The 18,723-nt window shown below is 59.0% G+C and carries 19 protein-coding genes; 10 read left to right on the forward strand and 9 right to left on the reverse strand.

Going from position 1 to position 18,723, the window contains the following annotated elements:
* Positions 1 to 21 precede the first annotated feature (21 nt).
* Entirely contained in the window at positions 22 to 939 is a 918-nt protein-coding gene (locus ACTJJ6_RS18460) for a bestrophin family protein (protein WP_016927223.1), read from the forward strand.
* Positions 940 to 973: 34 nt separating this feature from the next.
* The gene (locus ACTJJ6_RS18465) at positions 974 to 1,936 is read left to right on the forward strand and encodes a Dyp-type peroxidase (RefSeq protein ID WP_016927222.1); all 963 of its coding nucleotides are present in this window, start codon (positions 974 to 976) and stop codon (positions 1,934 to 1,936) included.
* 32 nt (positions 1,937 to 1,968) lie between these two features.
* On the opposite strand, the gene arsC is transcribed toward ACTJJ6_RS18465, so the two are convergent.
* The 3 genes from arsC to ACTJJ6_RS18480 all read right to left on the reverse strand — a co-directional run bounded on the left by arsC (position 1,969) and on the right by ACTJJ6_RS18480 (position 4,094).
* Complete coding sequence (gene arsC, locus ACTJJ6_RS18470) at positions 1,969 to 2,394, reverse strand: glutaredoxin-dependent arsenate reductase (RefSeq protein ID WP_016927221.1); 426 nt, start codon at positions 2,392 to 2,394, stop codon at positions 1,969 to 1,971.
* A gap of 14 nt (positions 2,395 to 2,408) precedes the next feature.
* Positions 2,409 to 3,698, reverse strand: coding sequence for an arsenic transporter (locus ACTJJ6_RS18475; RefSeq protein ID WP_049300279.1), 1,290 nt, complete (start codon positions 3,696 to 3,698; stop codon positions 2,409 to 2,411).
* Positions 3,699 to 3,767: 69 nt separating this feature from the next.
* Positions 3,768 to 4,094 (reverse strand): metalloregulator ArsR/SmtB family transcription factor, encoded by a 327-nt coding sequence (locus ACTJJ6_RS18480; protein ID WP_049300280.1) that lies wholly within the window; start codon positions 4,092 to 4,094, stop codon positions 3,768 to 3,770.
* A gap of 151 nt (positions 4,095 to 4,245) precedes the next feature.
* Here ACTJJ6_RS18480 and ACTJJ6_RS18485 point away from each other — a divergent pair, with 151 nt between their 5' ends.
* The 4 genes from ACTJJ6_RS18485 (at position 4,246) to ACTJJ6_RS18500 (ending at position 7,216) form a co-directional block, all read left to right on the forward strand.
* A complete protein-coding gene (locus ACTJJ6_RS18485; RefSeq protein WP_440803285.1) occupies positions 4,246 to 5,355 on the forward strand; it encodes a YbdK family carboxylate-amine ligase in 1,110 nt (369 codons plus the stop codon).
* Positions 5,356 to 5,450: 95 nt separating this feature from the next.
* Complete coding sequence (locus ACTJJ6_RS18490; RefSeq protein WP_004935085.1) at positions 5,451 to 5,630, forward strand: hypothetical protein; 180 nt, start codon at positions 5,451 to 5,453, stop codon at positions 5,628 to 5,630.
* A 213-nt stretch (positions 5,631 to 5,843) separates the two neighbouring features.
* Positions 5,844 to 6,440 (forward strand): hypothetical protein, encoded by a 597-nt coding sequence (locus ACTJJ6_RS18495; protein ID WP_015378329.1) that lies wholly within the window; start codon positions 5,844 to 5,846, stop codon positions 6,438 to 6,440.
* 2 nt (positions 6,441 to 6,442) lie between these two features.
* Positions 6,443 to 7,216 carry a DUF3307 domain-containing protein gene (locus tag ACTJJ6_RS18500; RefSeq protein WP_016927216.1) on the forward strand — a complete coding sequence of 258 codons (774 nt, stop codon included), beginning with the start codon at positions 6,443 to 6,445 and terminating at the stop codon, positions 7,214 to 7,216.
* Positions 7,217 to 7,264: 48 nt separating this feature from the next.
* Here the strand turns inward: ACTJJ6_RS18500 and mgtA are convergent, their stop codons facing one another.
* Together mgtA and ACTJJ6_RS18510 are read right to left on the reverse strand one after the other, a co-directional pair.
* On the reverse strand, positions 7,265 to 9,964 hold the full coding sequence (gene mgtA / locus ACTJJ6_RS18505) for a magnesium-translocating P-type ATPase (RefSeq protein ID WP_164053007.1): 2,700 nt from the start codon (positions 9,962 to 9,964) through the stop codon (positions 7,265 to 7,267).
* A gap of 243 nt (positions 9,965 to 10,207) precedes the next feature.
* The gene (locus ACTJJ6_RS18510; RefSeq protein WP_028128127.1) at positions 10,208 to 10,906 is read right to left on the reverse strand and encodes an MgtC family protein; all 699 of its coding nucleotides are present in this window, start codon (positions 10,904 to 10,906) and stop codon (positions 10,208 to 10,210) included.
* 432 nt (positions 10,907 to 11,338) lie between these two features.
* Between ACTJJ6_RS18510 and ACTJJ6_RS18515 the strand changes: the two genes are divergently transcribed.
* On the forward strand, positions 11,339 to 11,500 hold the full coding sequence (locus ACTJJ6_RS18515) for a hypothetical protein (protein ID WP_176062997.1): 162 nt from the start codon (positions 11,339 to 11,341) through the stop codon (positions 11,498 to 11,500).
* 61 nt (positions 11,501 to 11,561) lie between these two features.
* Complete coding sequence (locus tag ACTJJ6_RS18520) at positions 11,562 to 12,947, forward strand: CoA transferase (protein ID WP_143778263.1); 1,386 nt, start codon at positions 11,562 to 11,564, stop codon at positions 12,945 to 12,947.
* On the opposite strand, the gene ACTJJ6_RS18525 is transcribed toward ACTJJ6_RS18520, so the two are convergent.
* The gene (locus tag ACTJJ6_RS18525) at positions 12,944 to 13,819 is read right to left on the reverse strand and encodes a LysR substrate-binding domain-containing protein (RefSeq protein ID WP_016927211.1); all 876 of its coding nucleotides are present in this window, start codon (positions 13,817 to 13,819) and stop codon (positions 12,944 to 12,946) included. The genes ACTJJ6_RS18520 and ACTJJ6_RS18525 overlap by 4 nt on opposite strands.
* A 101-nt stretch (positions 13,820 to 13,920) precedes the next feature.
* On the opposite strand from ACTJJ6_RS18525, the gene ACTJJ6_RS18530 reads away from it, so the two are divergent.
* The gene (locus tag ACTJJ6_RS18530; RefSeq protein ID WP_151254660.1) at positions 13,921 to 15,336 is read left to right on the forward strand and encodes a pyridoxal phosphate-dependent decarboxylase family protein; all 1,416 of its coding nucleotides are present in this window, start codon (positions 13,921 to 13,923) and stop codon (positions 15,334 to 15,336) included.
* Positions 15,337 to 15,349: 13 nt separating this feature from the next.
* Here ACTJJ6_RS18530 and ACTJJ6_RS18535 read toward each other — a convergent pair whose 3' ends face one another.
* Positions 15,350 to 15,991 (reverse strand): GNAT family N-acetyltransferase, encoded by a 642-nt coding sequence (locus ACTJJ6_RS18535; protein ID WP_440803350.1) that lies wholly within the window; start codon positions 15,989 to 15,991, stop codon positions 15,350 to 15,352.
* A gap of 797 nt (positions 15,992 to 16,788) precedes the next feature.
* Here ACTJJ6_RS18535 and rcsA point away from each other — a divergent pair.
* Positions 16,789 to 17,418 carry a transcriptional regulator RcsA gene (gene rcsA, locus ACTJJ6_RS18540; protein ID WP_004935115.1) on the forward strand — a complete coding sequence of 210 codons (630 nt, stop codon included), beginning with the start codon at positions 16,789 to 16,791 and terminating at the stop codon, positions 17,416 to 17,418.
* A gap of 217 nt (positions 17,419 to 17,635) precedes the next feature.
* Here rcsA and dsrB read toward each other — a convergent pair whose 3' ends face one another.
* Together dsrB and cspE are read right to left on the reverse strand one after the other, a co-directional pair.
* Positions 17,636 to 17,836 carry a protein DsrB gene (gene dsrB / locus ACTJJ6_RS18545; protein ID WP_004935117.1) on the reverse strand — a complete coding sequence of 67 codons (201 nt, stop codon included), beginning with the start codon at positions 17,834 to 17,836 and terminating at the stop codon, positions 17,636 to 17,638.
* Positions 17,837 to 18,156: 320 nt separating this feature from the next.
* Entirely contained in the window at positions 18,157 to 18,369 is a 213-nt protein-coding gene (gene cspE / locus ACTJJ6_RS18550) for a transcription antiterminator/RNA stability regulator CspE (protein WP_004935122.1), read from the reverse strand.
* Positions 18,370 to 18,723: the final 354 nt, after the last annotated feature.

The raw sequence follows: 18,723 nt of genomic DNA on the forward strand, positions 1-18,723 counted from the left end.
ACACCAGGAAGCATCCACGTCATGATAATTCGCCCGCACCAGAACTGGTTTTTTCGCCTGTTCGCCTGGCACGGTTCCGTGCTGTCAAAGATCACCTTTCGTCTGTCGCTGAACGTGCTGATGTCGATAGTGGCGGTGATCAGCTACCAATGGTACGAACAGCTCGGCGTGCATTTAACCATCGCGCCGTTCAGCCTGCTGGGCATCGCCATCGCGATTTTTCTCGGCTTTCGCAATAATGCCGGCTACAGCCGCTTTGTCGAAGCGCGCAACCTGTGGGGCTCGTTGCTGATTACCGAGCGATCCCTGCTGCGACAGATCAAAAGCCTGCTGCCGGACGAACCGGCGGTGCAGCAAAAGGTCGCCAAGCTGCTGATCGCCTTCAGCTGGAGCCTGAAGCATCAACTGCGCGCCACCGATCCCACCGCCGATCTGTACCACAATCTCAGCAGCAAAGAGCTGGCCGAGGTGATCGCCAGCCCGATGCCGACCAACCGCATCCTGCTGATGCTGGGCCAGGAGATCGGCAAGCTGCGCCGACAGGGGCTGCTGAGCGACATCACTTTCGAACTGCTCGACAACAAGCTGAGCGAACTGTCCCACGCCCTCGGCGGCTGCGAACGGCTCGCCAGCACGCCGGTGCCGTTCGCCTATACCCTGATCCTGCAGCGCACCGTTTACCTGTTCTGCAGCCTGTTGCCTTTTGCCCTGGTGACCGACCTGCATTACATGACACCGTTTGTTTCGGTGTTCATTTCCTATACCTTCTTATCCTGGGACTCACTGGCCGAAGAGCTGGAGGATCCGTTTGGCGTGTCGGCCAACCATCTGCCGTTAAACGCCATCTGCAACACCATCGAGCGCAACCTGCTGGAAATGAATGACCAAAGCCCGCTGCCGCCGCCGATGAAACCCGACGAGCACTTTAATTTGATCTGAGCTATTTCACCCGAACACACTGGAGCCGAATGCAATGAATGCAAATACCCCCCTGCCGCAAGCCGTATTCACGCCGGTGACGCGCCATGCCATCTTTATCGTCGCCACCCTGTCGCCCGTTCCCGCCCATCTGGCGGCGGTGCGCGCCTGGTGCGGCGACATCGCCGCCGTGGTGCGTTCGGTCGGCAAACGCGCGCCGGCGGGCAACCTCACCTGCGTCTGCGGCTTCGGCTCCGAGGCCTGGGATACGCTGTTCGGCGCACCGCGCCCTCGCCAGCTGCATCCGTTCAGCCCGATCGGCAGCGGGGAACGCGTCGCCGTCGCCACGCCTGGCGACATCCTGCTGCATATCCGCGCCGATGAAATGGATCTGTGTTTTGAACTGGCCTCTCAGTTGACCGCCAAGCTCGGCGACGCCGTGACGGTGATCGAGGAGGTGCACGGCTTCCGTTACTTCGATCAGCGCGCCATGATCGGCTTCGTCGACGGCACGGAGAACCCGGAAGGGCACGAAGCCTTCGACTACACGGTGATCGGCGACGAAGACGCGGCGTTCAGCGGCGGCAGCTATGTGCTGGTGCAGAAATACCTGCACGACATGCAGGGCTGGAATTCGCTCAGCGTGGAAACGCAGGAGAAGATCATCGGCCGCCATAAGCAGTCCAACATCGAGCTGGATGAAGCGGTCAAACCGTCGTCGTCGCACAGTTCGCTGACCACCATCACCGACGAGCAAGGCAACGAGGTGAAAATTCTGCGCGACAACATGCCGTTCGGCCGCCCCGGCCTGCGCGAGTTCGGCACCTACTTTATCGGCTATGCGCGCTCCCCGCAGCCGATCGAGCAGATGCTGGAAAACATGTTTATCGGCCGCCCGGCCGGCAACTACGATCGGCTGCTCGATTTTAGCCGCGCGGTGACCGGCACCCTGTTCTTCGTGCCTTCCGCCCCGCTGCTGGAAGCGCTGGCCGATCGCAGCGGCGCCGAACTGCACTGATTGGCCGAAATGCGGGGCCGCAGCGATCAGCCTTAGGTTATCCTGCGGCCCTGCGCGTCGATCACCGGCTCGCCGTCTTCTTTGCTGAAGGCGCCGCGCTGCGGATCCGGCAGAATCTCCAACACCGCCTCCGACGGACGGCATAGGCGCGTGCCAAGCGGCGTCACCACGATGGGGCGATTGATCAGGATCGGCTGTTGCACCATGAAGTCGATCAGTTGTTCGTCGCTCCAGGCGCTGTCGTCCAGCTGCAGCTCGGCGTAAGGCTCGACGTTTTTTCGCAACAACGCGCGCGGCGGCATGTTCATGTCGGCCAGCAACGCAATCAACCGTTCGCGGCTGGGAGGCGTTTCCAGATACAGAATCACCTCCGGCTCAACGCCGCTGTTGCGGATCAGCGCCAACGTATTGCGCGACGTGCCGCAGGCCGGGTTGTGATAAATCTTGATACTGCTCATGACGGTTTCTCCGGTTAGGATAAAACGGACAGCCGCAGCGCCAGCGCTGCCAGGGTGACGAACAGAATTGGCAGCGTCATCACCAGTCCTGCGCGGAAATAATAGCCCCAGGTAATGACGATGTTTTTCCTTGCCAACACATGCAGCCACAGCAACGTGGCCAGGCTGCCGATCGGGGTGATTTTAGGGCCGAGATCGCTGCCGATGACGTTAGCGTAAATCATCGCCTGCCTGATGACGCCTTCCGCGCCGCTGCCGTCGATCGACAGCGCCCCCACCAGCACCGTCGGCATGTTATTCATGACGGAAGAGAGAAACGCACTCAGGAAGCCGGTGCCGAGCGTCGCCGCCCACAGCCCCTGCCGCGCCAGCGCATCCAGCACACCGGACAGCAGATCGGTCAAGCCGGCATTGCGCAGCCCATAGACCACCAGATACATGCCCAGCGAGAAAATCACGATCTGCCAGGGCGCCCCGCGCAGCACTTTACCGGTATCGATCGCCCGCCCGCGTTTCGCAACCGCCAGCAGCACCAGCGCGCCGCTGGCGGCGACCAAACTCACCGGCACGCCGAGCGGTTCCAGGGCGAAAAAGCCAATCAGCAACAGCGCCAATACCGCCCAACCGGCTCGAAACGTCGCGCGATCGCGAATCGCTTCCCGCGGCACCGGTAAACGCGTCAGCGCATAGCCCGGCGGAATATCCTTGCGGAAGAACAGATGCAACATCACCAGCGTCGCCGCCACGGCGACGAGGTTGACCGGCACCATCACCGCCGCATACTCCGTAAAGCCCAAGTGAAAGAAATCCGCCGAAACGATATTCACCAGGTTGGACACCACCAGCGGCAGGCTGGCGGTATCGGCGATAAAGCCCGCCGCCATGACGAAAGCCAGCACCGCAGCAGGACGAAAACCGAGCGCCGACAGCATGGCGATCACGATCGGCGTGAGGATTAACGCGGCGCCATCATTGGCGAACAGCGCCGCCACAGCCGCGCCCAACAGGAGCATATAGGTAAACAGCCAGCGGCCCCTGCCGTTGCCCCAGCGCGCGACGTGCAAGGCGGCCCAGGCAAAAAAGCCACTTTCATCCAGCAACAGGCTGATGATGATGACGGCGATAAAGGTCGCAGTCGCATTCCAGACTATCTGCCATACCACGGGGATGTCGCCGACGTGCACCACGCCGCTCAATAATGCCAATCCCGCCCCGATCGACGCACTCCAGCCAATACCCAGCCCCTTCGGTTGCCAGATGACCAAGATCAACGTCAGAATAAAGATCGCCCCTGCCACTATCATCGCTGTCCTTCCGCCCCTTTAAGTTTACATATTCGATTTTTCATATGTGTTTGCGTAAATTTTTTACCGTTACGGGCAACCTTTCGCCACGCGTTGCGCTAACTCCGTCATCTGTTCTGGCCGGCACTGATAAGCCTGCTCAATAATCGCCGCCGCCCAGGCCGGCATATGCGGCGACAGGCGATAATGTATCCATTTACCATCGCGCCGATCGAGCAGCAGCCCGCTTTCACGCAGCATCGCCAGATGCCTTGAAATCTTGGGTTGCGGCAGCGCCAGTGCGCCCGACAGCTCGCACACGCACAGTTCACCGGCGTGGCGCAACAGCAGCACCAAGGTCAGACGCGTCTCGTCAGACAGGTTTTTAAACAGCTTCAGCGGCGTCAATGACGGCATGTCACACTCCCGTTAACCTTTCTCTTCACCACAACTCGCTCGTGAAGATACCAGCTTCACATTCGAAAAAACAAATATAAAATGCAAAACGTTGCCCTCCTCACCGAGACATATACTTATCTTTATGCCGTTCTTGCAGGAAGGAGGTACCATGCCGCTCACATTCAAACGTTCGGAAAGGCTCTCCATCGGCACCGAAATAGAGTTACAGCTGGTCGATGCCGAACACTACGATCTTACGGATCGAGCCGATCGGGTGGTCGGCGCGGTCGGCGACCGCCGGCGCGTCAAGCATGAGCTCACCAAATCGATGGTGGAACTGAACAGCTCGGTGCACCACGATCTCGATGAGCTGCACACCGAGCTGCGCGCCCTGACCCATACCGTCCGACGCAGCGCGCAGCGCCTGGGCTGTGACGTCTGCGGCGGTGGCCGCCACCTGAGCAACGACTGGCGCAAGCAGGTCATCAGCGACAACGCGCGCTACAGGCAGCTGGCCAGCCGTTTTGGCTATCTCTCCAAGCTGGCCTGCGTGTTCGGCCAACACATTCACCTCGGCGTCAACGACGGGGACGAAGCGATGTACCTGTGCCATGCGCTGACGCCCTACTTTCCGCAGTTGATCGCGCTCAGCGCCTCGTCGCCGCTGTATCAAGGGGTCGACACGTGCTTTGCCAGTTCCCGCTTCAGCGCCCAGAACTCCTTCCCCAACTACGGATGCCTGGAACACATCTACAGCTGGCATGAATTCAACGCCTACTACGAACGGTTGAATGCCGCCGGCGTGATTGAAAGCGTCAAGGATATTTACTGGGATGCGCGGCCAAAACCGGAGCTGGGCACGGTGGAGATCCGCATCTGCGATACGCCGCTGCGCCTCACCCACGCCGTGCTGCTGGTCGGCTACTGCCGCCTGCTGGCCGATTTTCTGTTGCAGCGCCGTTCGCCGATCGCGCCGGAATACGATGCCTTCACCAATTACAACAAGATCAACGCCTATCGCAGCGGCTTTGCCGCCGAATACGTCGATCCCGCGACGCTGCGCCGCAGCAGCCTGACCGCCCACATCCTGCACACTCTCGAAGCGCTGAGCGGTTTTGCCGAGCGGCGGGAGGATCGTGCCCTGCTGCAGGCCGTCGAGCGCCATGTCCGCCAGGGCATCAGCGATTCGGAGCATATCCGCCAGATGTTGCACAACGGCCTGCCGCAAGCTCAGGTGATCAAGCGCCTGTGCGATGAGCTGTTGCAGCCTGCAAGTTAAGTTTCGGCTATCGATTCCATACGCCAAAGCCGCTGTTCATTATGTGCTCTTTCGCTACAATCGTGAGCACTGACATTCACCGTATCGAGGACACCATGTACAACTTCTCCCGCTATCAGGCAAAAGAACTGGCGCTGGCTTACATGAGCGGCAAAAAACACGATCTGTCGCCGCAGGAATTTTTGCAGCAACTGAAAAGCAGCGAGCGATCGTTTGAGCATCTGCTGAAACACGGCAGCGAAATGCCGCGTGACGTGCTGGTTAAAAGCTTCTGAACAGCCGGTTGCCGGCCATTTTCCCTCTACGCCGCCGGTGGCGAGCCTGACAGGCCCGCGCATTCCCGGCCGTTCATTCCCCGTTCCTCATCCTGCCTCGTTTCGTCCCCACAGGCGAAAACCCCGTAAATTCGTACCCAGAGGCGAATTATTGACATATTCGTATCCAGGTGCGAATTTATAGTTATCTCTCCACAAACAATGGAACGCGCCATGCCGACGCCAATCAGCGTAATCAGCGGCGATCTGGTCGATTCCCGCCGATCAGACACCGTCAACTACCTCAATGGGCTGCATAACCTGCTCGATCGACTGCGGCGTGACGGGCGGCTGCATCAGGTGGAAATCTTTCGCGGCGATGCCTTCCAGGCGCAGGCCGCCCCGGAGGACGGGCTGTTGCTGGCGGTGTACATTCGCCTCGCGCTGCGAGCGATGGGCGCCGCGCACTGGGATGCGCGCATCGCCGTCGGGCTGGGCAGCCAACGGCCCGACGCCGCCGGTTACGGCAGCGCCTTTATCAACTCCGGCAGCGCGCTGGACGCCATGGCAAAAAATTGCCGGCTGGCTCTGAAAACCGACAACGATCGGACAAACGCCATTGTCAGCGATCTGCTGCCGATGTTAGATCATGTGATTGGCCGCCTGTCACAGGCCGAAGCGCGCATCGTTCAGGCGAGAATGTTCGCCGACAGCGGCGCCGCCGTGGCGGACCAGCTGCAAAAAGCCGCCTCCACGGTCTCCGCCGCGCTGAAACGCGCGGCCTACGAGGAAATCATGCGGTTTATTCACGCCATTAACAGGATCGTCTGACCATGGATCTGACCTATGCGCCTTTGCTGGCCTGGCTGTTGCTCGTCCATCTGCTGGCGGATTTTCCGCTGCAGCCGCTGAGTTGGGTGGAAGATAAAATTCGGCATCGCGCGCGTTCGCGTTTTCTGGTGTTGCACGCGTTGCTGCACGGGGTGCTGGCCGCCTGGGCGGTGGCCGGTTTCGGCCTGCTGCATGGCGGGCTTTCTTCACTGCAGGTGCTGGCCAGCCTGCTGGTCATCGCCGTCAGCCACTACCTGATCGATTTGCTGAAAGTCACCGCGATGAACCGCCTGAGCCCGGCCCGCAGTTTCCTGCTCGATCAGGGATTGCATCTGGCGGTGATCGCCTTGCTGTGGCTGGGGCTAACGCCGAACGCCGGTGAACTGCTCGCCGCGCTGGGGCGGCAGCTGGGGCGTTGGCAAACCGGGCTGGTGCTGGTGGCCTACAGCCTGATTTATCTGCCGATGAGCCTGCTGATCGGGCAACTGCTGGCGCACTGGACGCCGCAAATGCCGCCTTCGGCCAAGGCCGACAACGACTCGCTGCTGCGCGCGGGCAAACAGATTGGCTATCTGGAGAGAACGCTGATCCTGACCTTCGTGCTGCTGGGGCAAATCCCGGCGATCGGCTTTTTGCTGGCGGCCAAATCTATCTTCCGTTTCGGCGATCTGCGCCAGAGCGACGATAAGATGCGTACCGAGTATGTGCTGCTCGGCACGTTGTTTTCCTTCACGCTGACCATCATGCTCGGCCTGCTGGTCAACAAACTGCTGTAGCGGTGCAGGGGCGAAGAATTTCGCCCCTGGAGCGAACGCCGAGGCGGCTTACAGCCACTCGCCGAAGCGGCGGATATAGAAACGCTTCATCAACTGGGCGACCACGCAGTAGCTGACCAGCGTAGCGGCCAACCACGGGAAGTATTCCCACGGCAGCGGCTGCAGGCCAACCAGGGCACCGAGCGGCGAGAACGGAATATAGATGCCGAGCGCCATCACCAACCCGGTGGTCAGCAACACCGGCAGCGCCGCGGTGCTCTGAATGAACGGGATCTTCTGGGTGCGCAGCATATGCACCACCAGCGTTTGCGACAGCAGCCCCTCAATGAACCAGCCGGACTGGAACAGCGCCTGGTGTTCTACGCTGTTGGCGGCGAAGACGTACCACATCAGCGCATAGGTCGTAATATCGAAGATCGACGAGGTCGGCCCAATCCACAGCATAAAGCGCCCGATGTTTTTGGAATCCCACTTGCGCGGCTTGCGCAGGAACTCTTTGTCCATCTTGTCCCACGGCAGCGACAGCTGGGAAATGTCGTACATCAGGTTTTGAATCAACAGGTGGATCGCCAGCATCGGCAGGAACGGGATGAAAGCGCTCGCCACCAGCACCGAGAACACGTTGCCGAAGTTGGAGCTGGCGGTCATGTTCAGGTACTTGATGATATTGCCGAAGGTTTCGCGCCCTTTGATCACCCCCTCTTCCAGCACCATCAGGTTCTTTTCCAACAGGATGATGTCCGCCGATTCCTTGGCGATGTCGGTGCCGGTGTCGACCGAGATGCCGACGTCGGCGTCGCGCAGCGCCGGCGCATCGTTGATGCCGTCGCCGAGGAAGCCGACGGTATGGCCGTTGCTCTGCAACATTTTCAGCACCCGCGATTTCTGCAGCGGCGTCAGCTTGGTGAAGACCGTACGCTGTTCCACTTCGCGCGCCAGCTCTTCGTCATCCATCTGTTCAATCTGCAGCCCGGAGAGCGGCTCGCCCGGCTCCAGGCCGACATCGCGGCAAATCTTACAGGTGATCACCGGGTTGTCGCCGGTCAGCACCTTCACCGTCACACCGTTTTCCTGCAGCGCGGCGATCGCCTGCTGCGCGCTCTCCTTCGGCGGGTCAAGGAAAGTCAGCAGCCCTTGCACCACCATGTCGCGCTCGTCGGCCACGCTCAACGGTTCGGTTGGGCGCTTCGCATCCAGCTCGCGCGTCGCCAGCACCAGCACGCGGAAACCGTCTTCGTTATACTCGCGGGCCAGCGCCTGCAGCGCCGCACGGCGCGCGTCGTCCAGTTCCAGCGTTTTGTCGCCTTCGCGCACGTGAGTGGCGATCTCAAGCATCTCCTCTACCGCGCCCTTACAGATCAGCTGCTGCTTGCCATTTTCGTCCGCCACCACGATCGACAAACGGCGGCGCACGAAATCGAACGGCAGCTCATCCACCTTGCTGAAACGGCCCAGGGCTTCGATCCCCGGTTTGCCGCGCCCGAAACGGATCACCGCCTGGTCCATCAGGTTCTTCATGCCGCTCTGATGGAAGCTGTTCAGCCAGGCCAGGTGCAACACCTCGTTATCCCTGGCGCCAGTGACGTCGATGTGGTGCTCGAGAATGATGCGATCTTGGGTCAGGGTGCCGGTCTTGTCGGTGCAGAGCACGTCCATGGCGCCGAAGTTCTGAATGGCGTTCAGGCGCTTCACCACCACCTTGCGGCGCGACATGGCGATCGCCCCTTTCGCCAGGTTGGAGCTGACGATCATCGGCAGCATTTCCGGCGTCAGACCGACCGCCACCGCCAGTGCGAACAGCGCCGCCTCGCTCCAGTCGCCTTTGGTGAAACCGTTGATCAGCAACACCACCGGCACCATCACCAGCATGAAGCGAATCAGCAGCCAGCTGACGCTGTTCACCCCGCGATCGAACGCGGTTTGCGCCCGCGAACCGACGATCGACTTGGCCAGCGAGCCGAAGTAAGTGCGCCCGCCGGTCGCCACCACCACCGCCGTAGCGGTGCCGCTGGCGACGTTGGTGCCCATCAGACAGATGTTAGACAGCTCAAGCAGCGCGTTCTCGCTGGATACTTCCCCTTCGCTCGACTTCTGCGCCACGTTGCCCATGGCATCGTATTTCTCGATAGGGATCGCTTCGCCGGTCAAAATCGCCTGGCTGATGAACAGATCGCGCGAGGCGATGAGACGCACGTCGGCCGGCACCATGTCGCCGGCGGAGAGCTGAATGATATCCCCCGGCACCAGTTCGCGGATCGGCACTTCCAGCGTCAGCGGATGCGCGCTGTAGCTGCTGCGGCGCAGCACCGTGGCGGTGGTGCGTACCATCGACTTCAACGCTTCCGCCGCTTTGTTGGTGCGGTATTCCTGCCAAAAACGCAGCAGCCCGCTCAGCGTGACCATGGTCAGGATGATAATGACGCCGGTGAGTTCAGTTTCTTCACCGTTCTGGCGCGGCAGCCAATAATCGGTAAAGAAACTGATCGCAGCCAGCACCATCAGTACGAAGATAAACGGGTTGTTGAAGGCCTTGATCAGCTGAATCAAGGCATGCGGCGCCTTGTCGTGGGCGACCTGGTTGGCGCCGAACTGCTCCAGCCGCTCATCGGCGTCGTCCTGGGTCAAGCCGTTGCGGTTGCACTTCAGGTTCGCCAGCGTTTGGGCGATGCTGTTGGTCGCCTCTTGCGCAATGGCGTAGGCCGCCGCATCTTTATCACGGCGACGCATTCTTTCATTAATCTGAGTCATAACGCTATTCTCTTATTTTCTTTCTACGCACAGGGATATCCCGCCCGATAAACAGGTGACTCTGCGCAGAGTGGAATTTTTAATTAGCGTGACTAAATGGCGGAATTACCCTGTCAGCCACGCAAGAATCATTTCCCTTCCGGGGTCATCGTCCATAACGCCTCCTTAATGCCCCACGTTATTCAAGGTGCTCATGAATAAAACCGAACATATAATCAAGTTAATCAATATTTATATTATTATTCAGACTGGTAATTCGGACGCGACGCGCCAGCGAACGGCACTCACGCTTTTTTCCAGACTGACGCGGCAAACAATACCTTCGATTTCTTTTTGCGCGGCCGGAGTGGCGGTAATTTCCGCGCACACTTCCAATTGCCCCGGACTGGAAATATCGGCGCTGCGCAAGGATTGCAGCCGCAAGGCGACGCCGTTTAGCGCCTGCAAGATCAGGGTGCGCACCAGAATTTCGTCCTGCTCGCCGCAGGTCACCTGAATGCGGTAGCACAATTCCAGATCGGTCGCCTGCTGATGCGGCTGCAGATTGATGCGCTGCGCGGCTTCGCGCAGCAGGATATTGGCGCACAGGATCACCAGCGTAGCGACCACCGCATCCCAATGCTGGCCCAGGCCGCACAGGACGCCAATCCCCGCCGAACACCACAGCGTGGCGGCGGTGTTGAGGCCGCGAATGTTCAGCCCTTCACGCATGATAACGCCGGCGCCGAGGAAACCGATACCGGATACGATCTGCGCGGCCACCCGGCCGGCGCTGGCCGGATCGGTGGACATGGCGCTGAGAATAAAGACCGCTGCACCGGTCGCCACCAGCGCATTGGTGCGCAGGCCAGCCATGCGCTGGCGCCACTGGCGCTCAGCGCCAATTACCGCGCCCAGGCACATCGCCAGCAATAAATTTAAAACGAAAGGAGTCATCGCCATGACTGTCCCCTTAATAACCGCAGGAGATAAAATCATGTGCTGTTTAGCACACGCGAAAGCGCGCTGAAAATAAATCAGCGAATCAGCGTGTCGTGCCTGGAGGGAAAAGGCTGTGGCTGCAAAATACCATAATAACGTCCAACTCGATTCACCTGAAACCGTCAGGCATCAGGAAACGTTTATTACTCGGGTATGCACAGCTCAGAAATAACTGGAGAGGGGTGCTGCCCGCCGATAACGGCAAGCAACAAATCAGAAGAGAATTGGTCAGCTTGCCTTATTTGTTTTATTACAACTACAACTGTCCAATTGGGTTTCTCCACCGAAATTTTGGCTGAGTATAGTGACGTCGGATAATGAAGTAAAGGCTAATTTATTAAACGAAAAATAAACTGGAATACGGCGATGATATTTCGATGTCACAAATAGAAGATGGCGACATTGGGCGCCGACACCGCCTTCCGGCCGCTGCATCAGGCCCTATGGGACAAAGCGCTGACCGCCAATTTCAGCGCGCAGCCTTTCGCCGGCATCGCGGCCCACAGCCTGCGCGCCACACTGGCCGACGGCCGCACGTTCGACGTTGCGCCTTAGCAAGGTCGCCGGCAGTGGGCTACGCTAGGCTATATTTCCGACGACCCGCAAGGAGTGGCCGATGACGCCTCTGATCCACACTCTGCTCGACGAAATTTGGCAAAGCCTGGGGCAGCGCCCCGCCCCCGCCGACCGGCTAACCGTAAGCGGCACCGGCGCATTGCCTTCGGCGTTTCCCGTGACCGAATTGGCTACCGCCGCCTGGGGCGCCGCCGGTTTGGCCTGCGCCGAGTTGCTTCGCCGCGAGGCGGCCGACGCGCCGCAGGTCTGGATCGATCAACGCCTGGCCTCGCTCTGGTTCGGCTGGACGCTGCGTCCGCTGGGGTGGACGCTGCCTGCGGCCTGGGATGCACTGGCCGGCGACTATGCGACGGCGGATGGCTGGATACGCCTGCATACCAATGCGCCGCACCATCGGCGAGCGGTGGAGCAGGTGCTGGGTTCGGCATCGGATAAAGGCACGCTGGCGGAACGCGTGCTGGGCTGGAAAAAAAGCGAGCTGGAGGAAGCGGTGATCGAGGCCGGCGGCTGCGCGGCCCAAATGCGCTCGGCGGCCGCGTGGCGACAACATATTCAGGGCAAAAGCGTGGCGCTCGAACCGCTGATCCACGCCTCGCTGCAGCCGGAAGCGCCACCGCCGGGCTGGGCGCTACCCGTCGCCCGGCCGCTGCACGGCGTGCGGGTGCTGGACCTGACGCGCATTCTCGCCGGGCCGATCGCCACGCGTTTTCTTGCCGGTTTGGGCGCCGACGTGCTGCGCATCGATCCCTACGGTTGGGATGAGCCTGGCGTTGAACATGAAGTCATGCTGGGCAAACGCAGCACGCGCCTCAACCTGACCAATGCGCACGATCGCCATACGTTTGAACATCTGCTGAGAAACACCGACGTGATCGTGCACGGCTACCGTGCCGGTGCGCTGGAGAAGTTGGGCTATGGCGCGGAGGAAAGACGCGCGCTGGCGCCGGGCCTGATAGACGTCTGCCTGAATGCCTACGGCTGGAGCGGGCCGTGGCGCACCCGGCGCGGTTTCGACAGCCTGGTACAGATGAGCTGTGGGTTGGCGGAGGCGGGCATGGTTTGGCGCAGCGCCAGTTTGCCGGTGCCGTTGCCGGTACAGGCGCTGGATCACGCCACCGGCTATTTGATGGCGGCGGCGGTGCTGACCGGTATGGCGCAGCGCCTGAGCCGCGGCACCGGCTACCACGCGCGGCTGTCGCTGGCGCGCACGGCGCAGTTGCTGCTGGCGCATCCCTGTTCGGCAGACTACCGGCCGGAACCGCTGGCACCGGCCGGAACCGCCGACGAGAACCCGGAAACGGAATTGACTTACTGGGGGGCCGCGCAACGCCTGCGCGCCCCGTTAAGCCTGCAGGGCACGGCGCTGCAATGGGCGCTGCCGGCGACTACGCTCGGCACCTCGCAACCGGAATGGCTACGCCGCTAAATCGCCGCCAACTGTTGCTGCAGCCACTGCAGCAAGCGGGTGACCGCCGGCGTCAACCCGGCGGTCTGCGGCCACACCAGATAAACGTCGTCATCGCTCAGACGACGGGGCGCGGCCAACGCCACCAGTCTCCCCGCGTCGAGAGCATCCTGGACCAGCAGCTTTTTCGCCAACGCGATGCCAAACCCTTGCTCCGCCGCGCGAATCAACAATCCGGCATCGTTGAACAACGCCTGTTGCCGCCCGCATAACGGCCGCCCCTGCGCGTTGAACCAGTCGCGCCAGGGACTGACGTCGTGCTCGAGCAACGGAATATCGCCACCGTTCTCGAACGCCGCCCCCCATTCTCGCGCCATATCCGGCGAAGCGACAGGCAGCACGTCACCCGACGCGATGCGCTGCGCCTGCAGCCCCGCCCATTGACCGCTGCCGATGCGGATCGCCGCATCGAACCCTCGCTGCGACAGATCCTGCAGCGCCAGCGACGCATCGATATCCAGCGCAATATCGGCGCAGGCCTCATGAAAAGCAGGCAGACGCGGCAACAGCCAATAATGGGCAAAAGACGGCAACACGCTGATGCGCAGCGTCTGGCTTGTCGCCGCACGCCGGGCGCGGGCGACGCCCTGCTGCAGCGCCTGCAGCGCCGGTTCCACCGCCGCCAGCATCTCTTTCCCGGCCGCATTCAGGCGCACGCCGCGCCCGCGCCGTTCAAACAGCGGATAGCCGACCGCCTGCTCCAGCAGCTGAATTTGCTGGCTGACCGCACCGTGCGTCAAATGCACCTGTTCCGCCGTAGCGCGCAAATTTTCCAACCTGGCGGCGATCGCAAAGGTCGGCAAGACATGCAGGGGAATGCGTTCATTCATCATTGGTTAACCAGGCTATCCAAAAAGGTTATTTTTCATCGATTTTGACCGGCAGGCAAATGTTCTATGTTTACCCCATCATCCCTGACGCTTTCGGAGCCACCATGCACCCACGTTTACAACAGGATCTCGCGCAGTTTCCGCAGATCCTCGACCACACCCGCCAGTTGGCGGAAGATTTCCTGACCGGGCTGCAGCAACGCTCGGTCTGCCCGCCGCTCGAGCATCAGCAGCTGCAACCGGGCGACGATCGACTAGATGAAAACGGCGAAGGCGCCCTGGCGGCGCTGGAGCGTTTTTGGCAACGTTATCAGGCCGGCATTTCCGCCAGCGCCGGCCCGCGTTATTTCGGCTTCGTCACCGGCGGCGGCACCCCGGCGGCGGTCGCAGCGGACTGGCTGGTTAGCGTGACAGACCAAAATAGCTTGCTCAGCCATGATACCATCGCAGCCACGATCGAGCTGGCGGCCGTGACGCAGTTGAAATCCCTGCTGGGCCTGCCGGAAACGTTCAGCGGCAGCCTGGTCAGCGGCGCGACCATGGCCAATTTCACCGGGCTGGCCATTGGCCGGCAGTGGCTGGGACAACAGCACGGCGTGGATATCGCCCAACAGGGCCTGGCGGCGCTGGGTTCCATCCGGGTATTGTCGGCCAATCCACATTCCAGCAGCGTGAAGGCGCTCAGCATGCTCGGTATCGGCCGCGAGGCGCTGACGACCGTCGCCAGCCTGCCGGAGTCTGAAGCCATGGATATGGAAGCACTGGAACGGCAGCTCGCCGCCGGCGCCGGCCAGCCAACGTTGGTACTGGCCAGCGCCGGTACGGTCAACACCGTCGCTTTCGACGACCTGCCGCGTCTGCTGGCGCTGCGGGAGCGTTATCCGTTTTGGCTGCATGTCGATGCGGCATTTGGCGGCGTGGCGGCCTGCTCGCCGCTCTACGCTCCAAGACTTGAGGGCTGGCAGCATGCCGATTCCATCACTGTCGACGCGCACAAATGGCTGAACGTGCCTTATGACAGCGCGATCCAATTTACCCGCCATTTGGATCTGCAAATGCAGGTATTTCAGAACCATTCGGCCTACCTGGAAGCACCGACATTGCGGCCAGACAACTATCTGCATCTGACGCCGGAAAATTCGCGCCGCTTCCGCGCCCTGCCGCTTTGGCTGACGCTGAAAGCCTATGGCCGCAGCGGCATACGGGATATCGTCGAGCGCAACGTCCGATTGGCGCAGGCGCTGGGGGCGGCGCTGGCATCCGATGACGGTTTCCAGCTGCTGGCGCCGGTGAATTTGAACGTGGTGTGCTTCGCACTCAGCCATCCACAGGGCGACAGCGAGGCGGCGCGCGATCGCTTTCTCGAGCGCCTGAGCCGGCACGGCGTGGTGCGCTGCACCCCTACGCGCTATAACGGTCAGCCGGGGATCCGCGCCGCGCTGGTCAACTGGATGACGGAGGAACAGGACATCCGGCTGGCGTTGGACTCGCTGCGCCATTGCCTGGCGGAAACGGCCTAGCGCGCGCGGCGTATTACCCGAGTTGGAAGGCCAGCAAACGCCGTTCTTGCCGCCCGTCATCGCCGATGTTATCCGGCGACAGCCAGGCGGCAAACGCCGCGCGCCGCGCCGGCCATTCCCCGTCGACGATCGACAGCCAGTCGGTGTCGCGCGTGCGTCCTTTGACGACGACGGCCTGGCGGAACGTGCCTTCATAGCGGAAACCCAAGCGCTCGGCGGCCTGGCGTGAAGGCAGATTGAGGCTATCGCATTTCCATTCGCAGCGCCGGTAGCCAAGATCGTCGAACAGATGCCGCAGCATCAGGAAAATCGCCTCGCTGCCCAGCGCGCTGCGCTTCATCAGCGGCGACCAGTTGATGGTGCCCAGTTCGGCCACGCCGTTGGCAGGATCGATGCGCAAAAAAGCGCAGCTTCCCACCGCGCACCCGTTTGACTGATCGATCACTACCATCGTGTTTCTGTCAGCGCTGGACGCCTGAGCCTGAAGATAACGCTGGAAATCTGCGAGCGACTGCGGCCGTTCCCAAAACAGATAAGTCCAGTCGCGATCGTCCTCGGCGGATTGATAAGCCTGATAAAGCGCCTCCCCCCAGCGCGCGAGGTTAAGCGGTTCGAGGCGGCAAAACCGCCCTTGCAACGGCGAGTGCCCGGGCATGCCTGCCGGCTGCCAATGAGGGAGGGCTTCGCCTATCGGCTGCCCATACTGATTCCGTCTCACCGCGACATCCTGTTTTTGAAAGGTGGAGAGGCAAGTTAAAACCAACGCGAGCCAGAGACAACTCCGACCTGCCATTCCTCCCCTGCGGATCGGGCCGCAGGATGATAGTTTAGAGAAATCACTGAATCACCGTTAAACATTCACGAAAACTATTTCATGTAAAATAAATATCCAGATAACTCATTGTAAAACGGTGATTTATAGCAACAAATAAGCTACACATTCCGGCCATAATGTTAACTTTCGTTTGCCGTTATGATAAAAAAAGAAGTGCTAATCATTAGCATGGAAAGCAGAAAAACACCATAACTTAATGATTTTTAAATAAAAAAAACGAAAAACACCAGATGGAGCGTTTTTTGTCCACTCAAAAAATGCGCTGAAAGACGTCAAAAAAACGACACATGAATTTTTTTTAAGACTTTTCCTAGCAAACTAAAATTTTGTTTCGTGACATGATGAACAGATTCGCGGCAAGCAATGCAGACAGGCACGGGCGCCAAGCGCAGATCAGGCTCAACATGCCGAAGCTGGACGAGCAGCAGATCGCTCTGACTTAAGCCAAACTTATAGATTCATGCAATTAATAAGTTTAGTATGAAAATATCATTGAGTGACGCCGTGTTTATTGATAGAACACTCGCTACACTGAATTATTGCTCCATTTTGCCTTTCGGCTTTTTAGGCTTTTTCTCATATTACCGCAGTAAAACGGATTTAAGTGGGGGTGCGATATGCCAACGATTATCATGGATTCATGTAGCTATACCAGATTGGGGTTAACCGACTATCTGACTTCGCATGGCGTGAAGAAGCGCCATATTAATGCCATCGAGGACATTGACAGCCTGCATGAAAAATGCAGCAAGTTGAATCCGAGCCTGGTGTTTATTAACGAGGACTGCTTCATCCACGAAGCAAACGCCACCGAGCGAATAAAACGGGTCATTTCACTGCACCCGGATACGTTATTCTTCATCTTCATGGCCATTACCAACGTACATTTCGACGATTATTTATATGTTCGCAAGAACGTCATCATATCGTCAAAATCCATCAAGCCAGAGACTATGAATCAGCTACTTAGTCACTATCTCGAGAGAACGTCTCTGCGTACGGAGAAATCCTCTCTGGATCAAACGCCGGTAACGCTGAGCCAGACTGAATCAAACATGTTACGCATGTGGATGTCCGGTCAAGGCACCATCCAGATATCAGACCAGATGCAAATAAAGGCCAAAACGGTCTCTTCCCACAAGGGAAACATCAAGCGGAAAATAAAAACGCACAACAAGCAGATCATTTATCACGTTGTTCGTTTGACCGATACATTGACCAGTGGAATATTCGTCAATAGCCGCTGAACCACAGAGAACGCCCCCGCTCTGTTTTACCAGCCGTTAAATACCCGGTGATAATGTCATCTGGATAGCCGCCGCTGGAACCACAAAAAAATACCTGCTGCGTTATCCCCCGCTAGCGCAACGGGTATTTTTTTGCCGTCGATAAAAAAAATCTTACCGCAATGAAATAATCTCAAAATGGACAATTTCATTAGCAAATTAATGAGATTAGCCTAAGTTACTGTCCGTGCTCGCGACAGGGCTCCACAAACGTGCCGTCACGGCTGTCGATTTCATTAAAAAACCAGACGCCCGCCGGATAGTCGTCAAGAGAAACCAGATACATGGTGCCTTCGTTGAACACCTCTACGGCCAGAATGACGCCTTCACGCCGCGGGCCGCCGTCTGTTTTTACCGTCACTCGATCGTTAACCTGCATACCCTTCTCCATTATTTGCGATTGCCGTCAGTGTATTACAAAACCGGAGGTGATGGACACCGCTCCAGCCCTGCCGGCCTCTGCTATCAGCGTAGCAGCCGCCTGGATTTTCACTTTCTTAACGGTTTGGCCGCAGAATCTTAAGCCGGTCTCGCGTAGCCTGTCTTCAGGCGTTTCCCCCCCAGAGAAGCGCTCGCAAATGAAGAAGTAACAAGGAACTTTTGCCCGCAGACTTGCGGGCTTTTTTTTGCGCACCGCTGAATTGCAGGCATAAAAAAACCCGCCGCGGCGGGTTTTTCTCAATCAGCGCCAGGCGCCAATTAGATAGCGGTAACGTTAGCCGCAGATGGACCTTTCGCACCGTTCTCGATAGAGAACTGTACGTTCTGGCCTTCAGCCAGGGTCTTGAAGCCTTGATCCTGGATAGCAGAGAAGTGTACGAATACGTCTTTGCTGCCGTCTGCTGGGGTGATGAAACCAAAACCTTTAGCTTCGTTGAACCACTTCACTTGACCTTTGATCATGTTAGACATGTCTAATTTCCTTCAATAATAAATGTAAGCCGCCATGGGCGAGGTAGCCGGTCATCAGTTACTTATGGAGGCACTGGAAAGGAAATTCGTCAGAGAAGGGCTATCCGGGATAACGCTTTAAATTTGAACTACTTTACTCAAAATGTCGTGCATAAATAGGTCTGTACCACAGGCCGACATCATTAACTCATGAGCGAGCGGCAATAGCAACCTTTTTCGCCGCAATGGGGCGCTAATCTCGGCTAAACGCACAGGAATTGACCCTGTCTGCCGATAGGGCCGCCGCCTGACTCGCCCGTAACGCCCAAGGCAAATGATAGTAATTCTCGTTCTGCTGTTTTATAGTTGCCTGAC

The sequence above is a fragment of the Serratia sp. 22278 genome (assembly GCF_052045405.1).
Lineage (GTDB): Bacteria > Pseudomonadota > Gammaproteobacteria > Enterobacterales > Enterobacteriaceae > Serratia > Serratia marcescens.

Excerpts from the sequence above, each read along its gene's own strand:
- ACTJJ6_RS18460 (WP_016927223.1), top strand. The coding sequence starts at position 22 with ATGATAATTCGCCCGCACCAGAACTGGTTTTTTCGCCTGTTCGCCTGG.
- ACTJJ6_RS18465 (WP_016927222.1), top strand. The coding sequence starts at position 974 with ATGAATGCAAATACCCCCCTGCCGCAAGCCGTATTCACGCCGGTGACG.
- arsC (WP_016927221.1), bottom strand. The coding sequence starts at position 2,394 with ATGAGCAGTATCAAGATTTATCACAACCCGGCCTGCGGCACGTCGCGC.
- ACTJJ6_RS18475 (WP_049300279.1), bottom strand. The coding sequence starts at position 3,698 with ATGATAGTGGCAGGGGCGATCTTTATTCTGACGTTGATCTTGGTCATC.
- ACTJJ6_RS18480 (WP_049300280.1), bottom strand. The coding sequence starts at position 4,094 with ATGCCGTCATTGACGCCGCTGAAGCTGTTTAAAAACCTGTCTGACGAG.
- ACTJJ6_RS18485 (WP_440803285.1), top strand. The coding sequence starts at position 4,246 with ATGCCGCTCACATTCAAACGTTCGGAAAGGCTCTCCATCGGCACCGAA.
- ACTJJ6_RS18490 (WP_004935085.1), top strand. The coding sequence starts at position 5,451 with ATGTACAACTTCTCCCGCTATCAGGCAAAAGAACTGGCGCTGGCTTAC.
- ACTJJ6_RS18495 (WP_015378329.1), top strand. The coding sequence starts at position 5,844 with ATGCCGACGCCAATCAGCGTAATCAGCGGCGATCTGGTCGATTCCCGC.
- ACTJJ6_RS18500 (WP_016927216.1), top strand. The coding sequence starts at position 6,443 with ATGGATCTGACCTATGCGCCTTTGCTGGCCTGGCTGTTGCTCGTCCAT.
- mgtA (WP_164053007.1), bottom strand. The coding sequence starts at position 9,964 with ATGACTCAGATTAATGAAAGAATGCGTCGCCGTGATAAAGATGCGGCG.
- ACTJJ6_RS18510 (WP_028128127.1), bottom strand. The coding sequence starts at position 10,906 with ATGGCGATGACTCCTTTCGTTTTAAATTTATTGCTGGCGATGTGCCTG.
- ACTJJ6_RS18515 (WP_176062997.1), top strand. The coding sequence starts at position 11,339 with ATGGCGACATTGGGCGCCGACACCGCCTTCCGGCCGCTGCATCAGGCC.
- ACTJJ6_RS18520 (WP_143778263.1), top strand. The coding sequence starts at position 11,562 with ATGACGCCTCTGATCCACACTCTGCTCGACGAAATTTGGCAAAGCCTG.
- ACTJJ6_RS18525 (WP_016927211.1), bottom strand. The coding sequence starts at position 13,819 with ATGATGAATGAACGCATTCCCCTGCATGTCTTGCCGACCTTTGCGATC.
- ACTJJ6_RS18530 (WP_151254660.1), top strand. The coding sequence starts at position 13,921 with ATGCACCCACGTTTACAACAGGATCTCGCGCAGTTTCCGCAGATCCTC.
- ACTJJ6_RS18535 (WP_440803350.1), bottom strand. The coding sequence starts at position 15,991 with ATGCCCGGGCACTCGCCGTTGCAAGGGCGGTTTTGCCGCCTCGAACCG.
- rcsA (WP_004935115.1), top strand. The coding sequence starts at position 16,789 with ATGCCAACGATTATCATGGATTCATGTAGCTATACCAGATTGGGGTTA.
- dsrB (WP_004935117.1), bottom strand. The coding sequence starts at position 17,836 with ATGCAGGTTAACGATCGAGTGACGGTAAAAACAGACGGCGGCCCGCGG.
- cspE (WP_004935122.1), bottom strand. The coding sequence starts at position 18,369 with ATGTCTAACATGATCAAAGGTCAAGTGAAGTGGTTCAACGAAGCTAAA.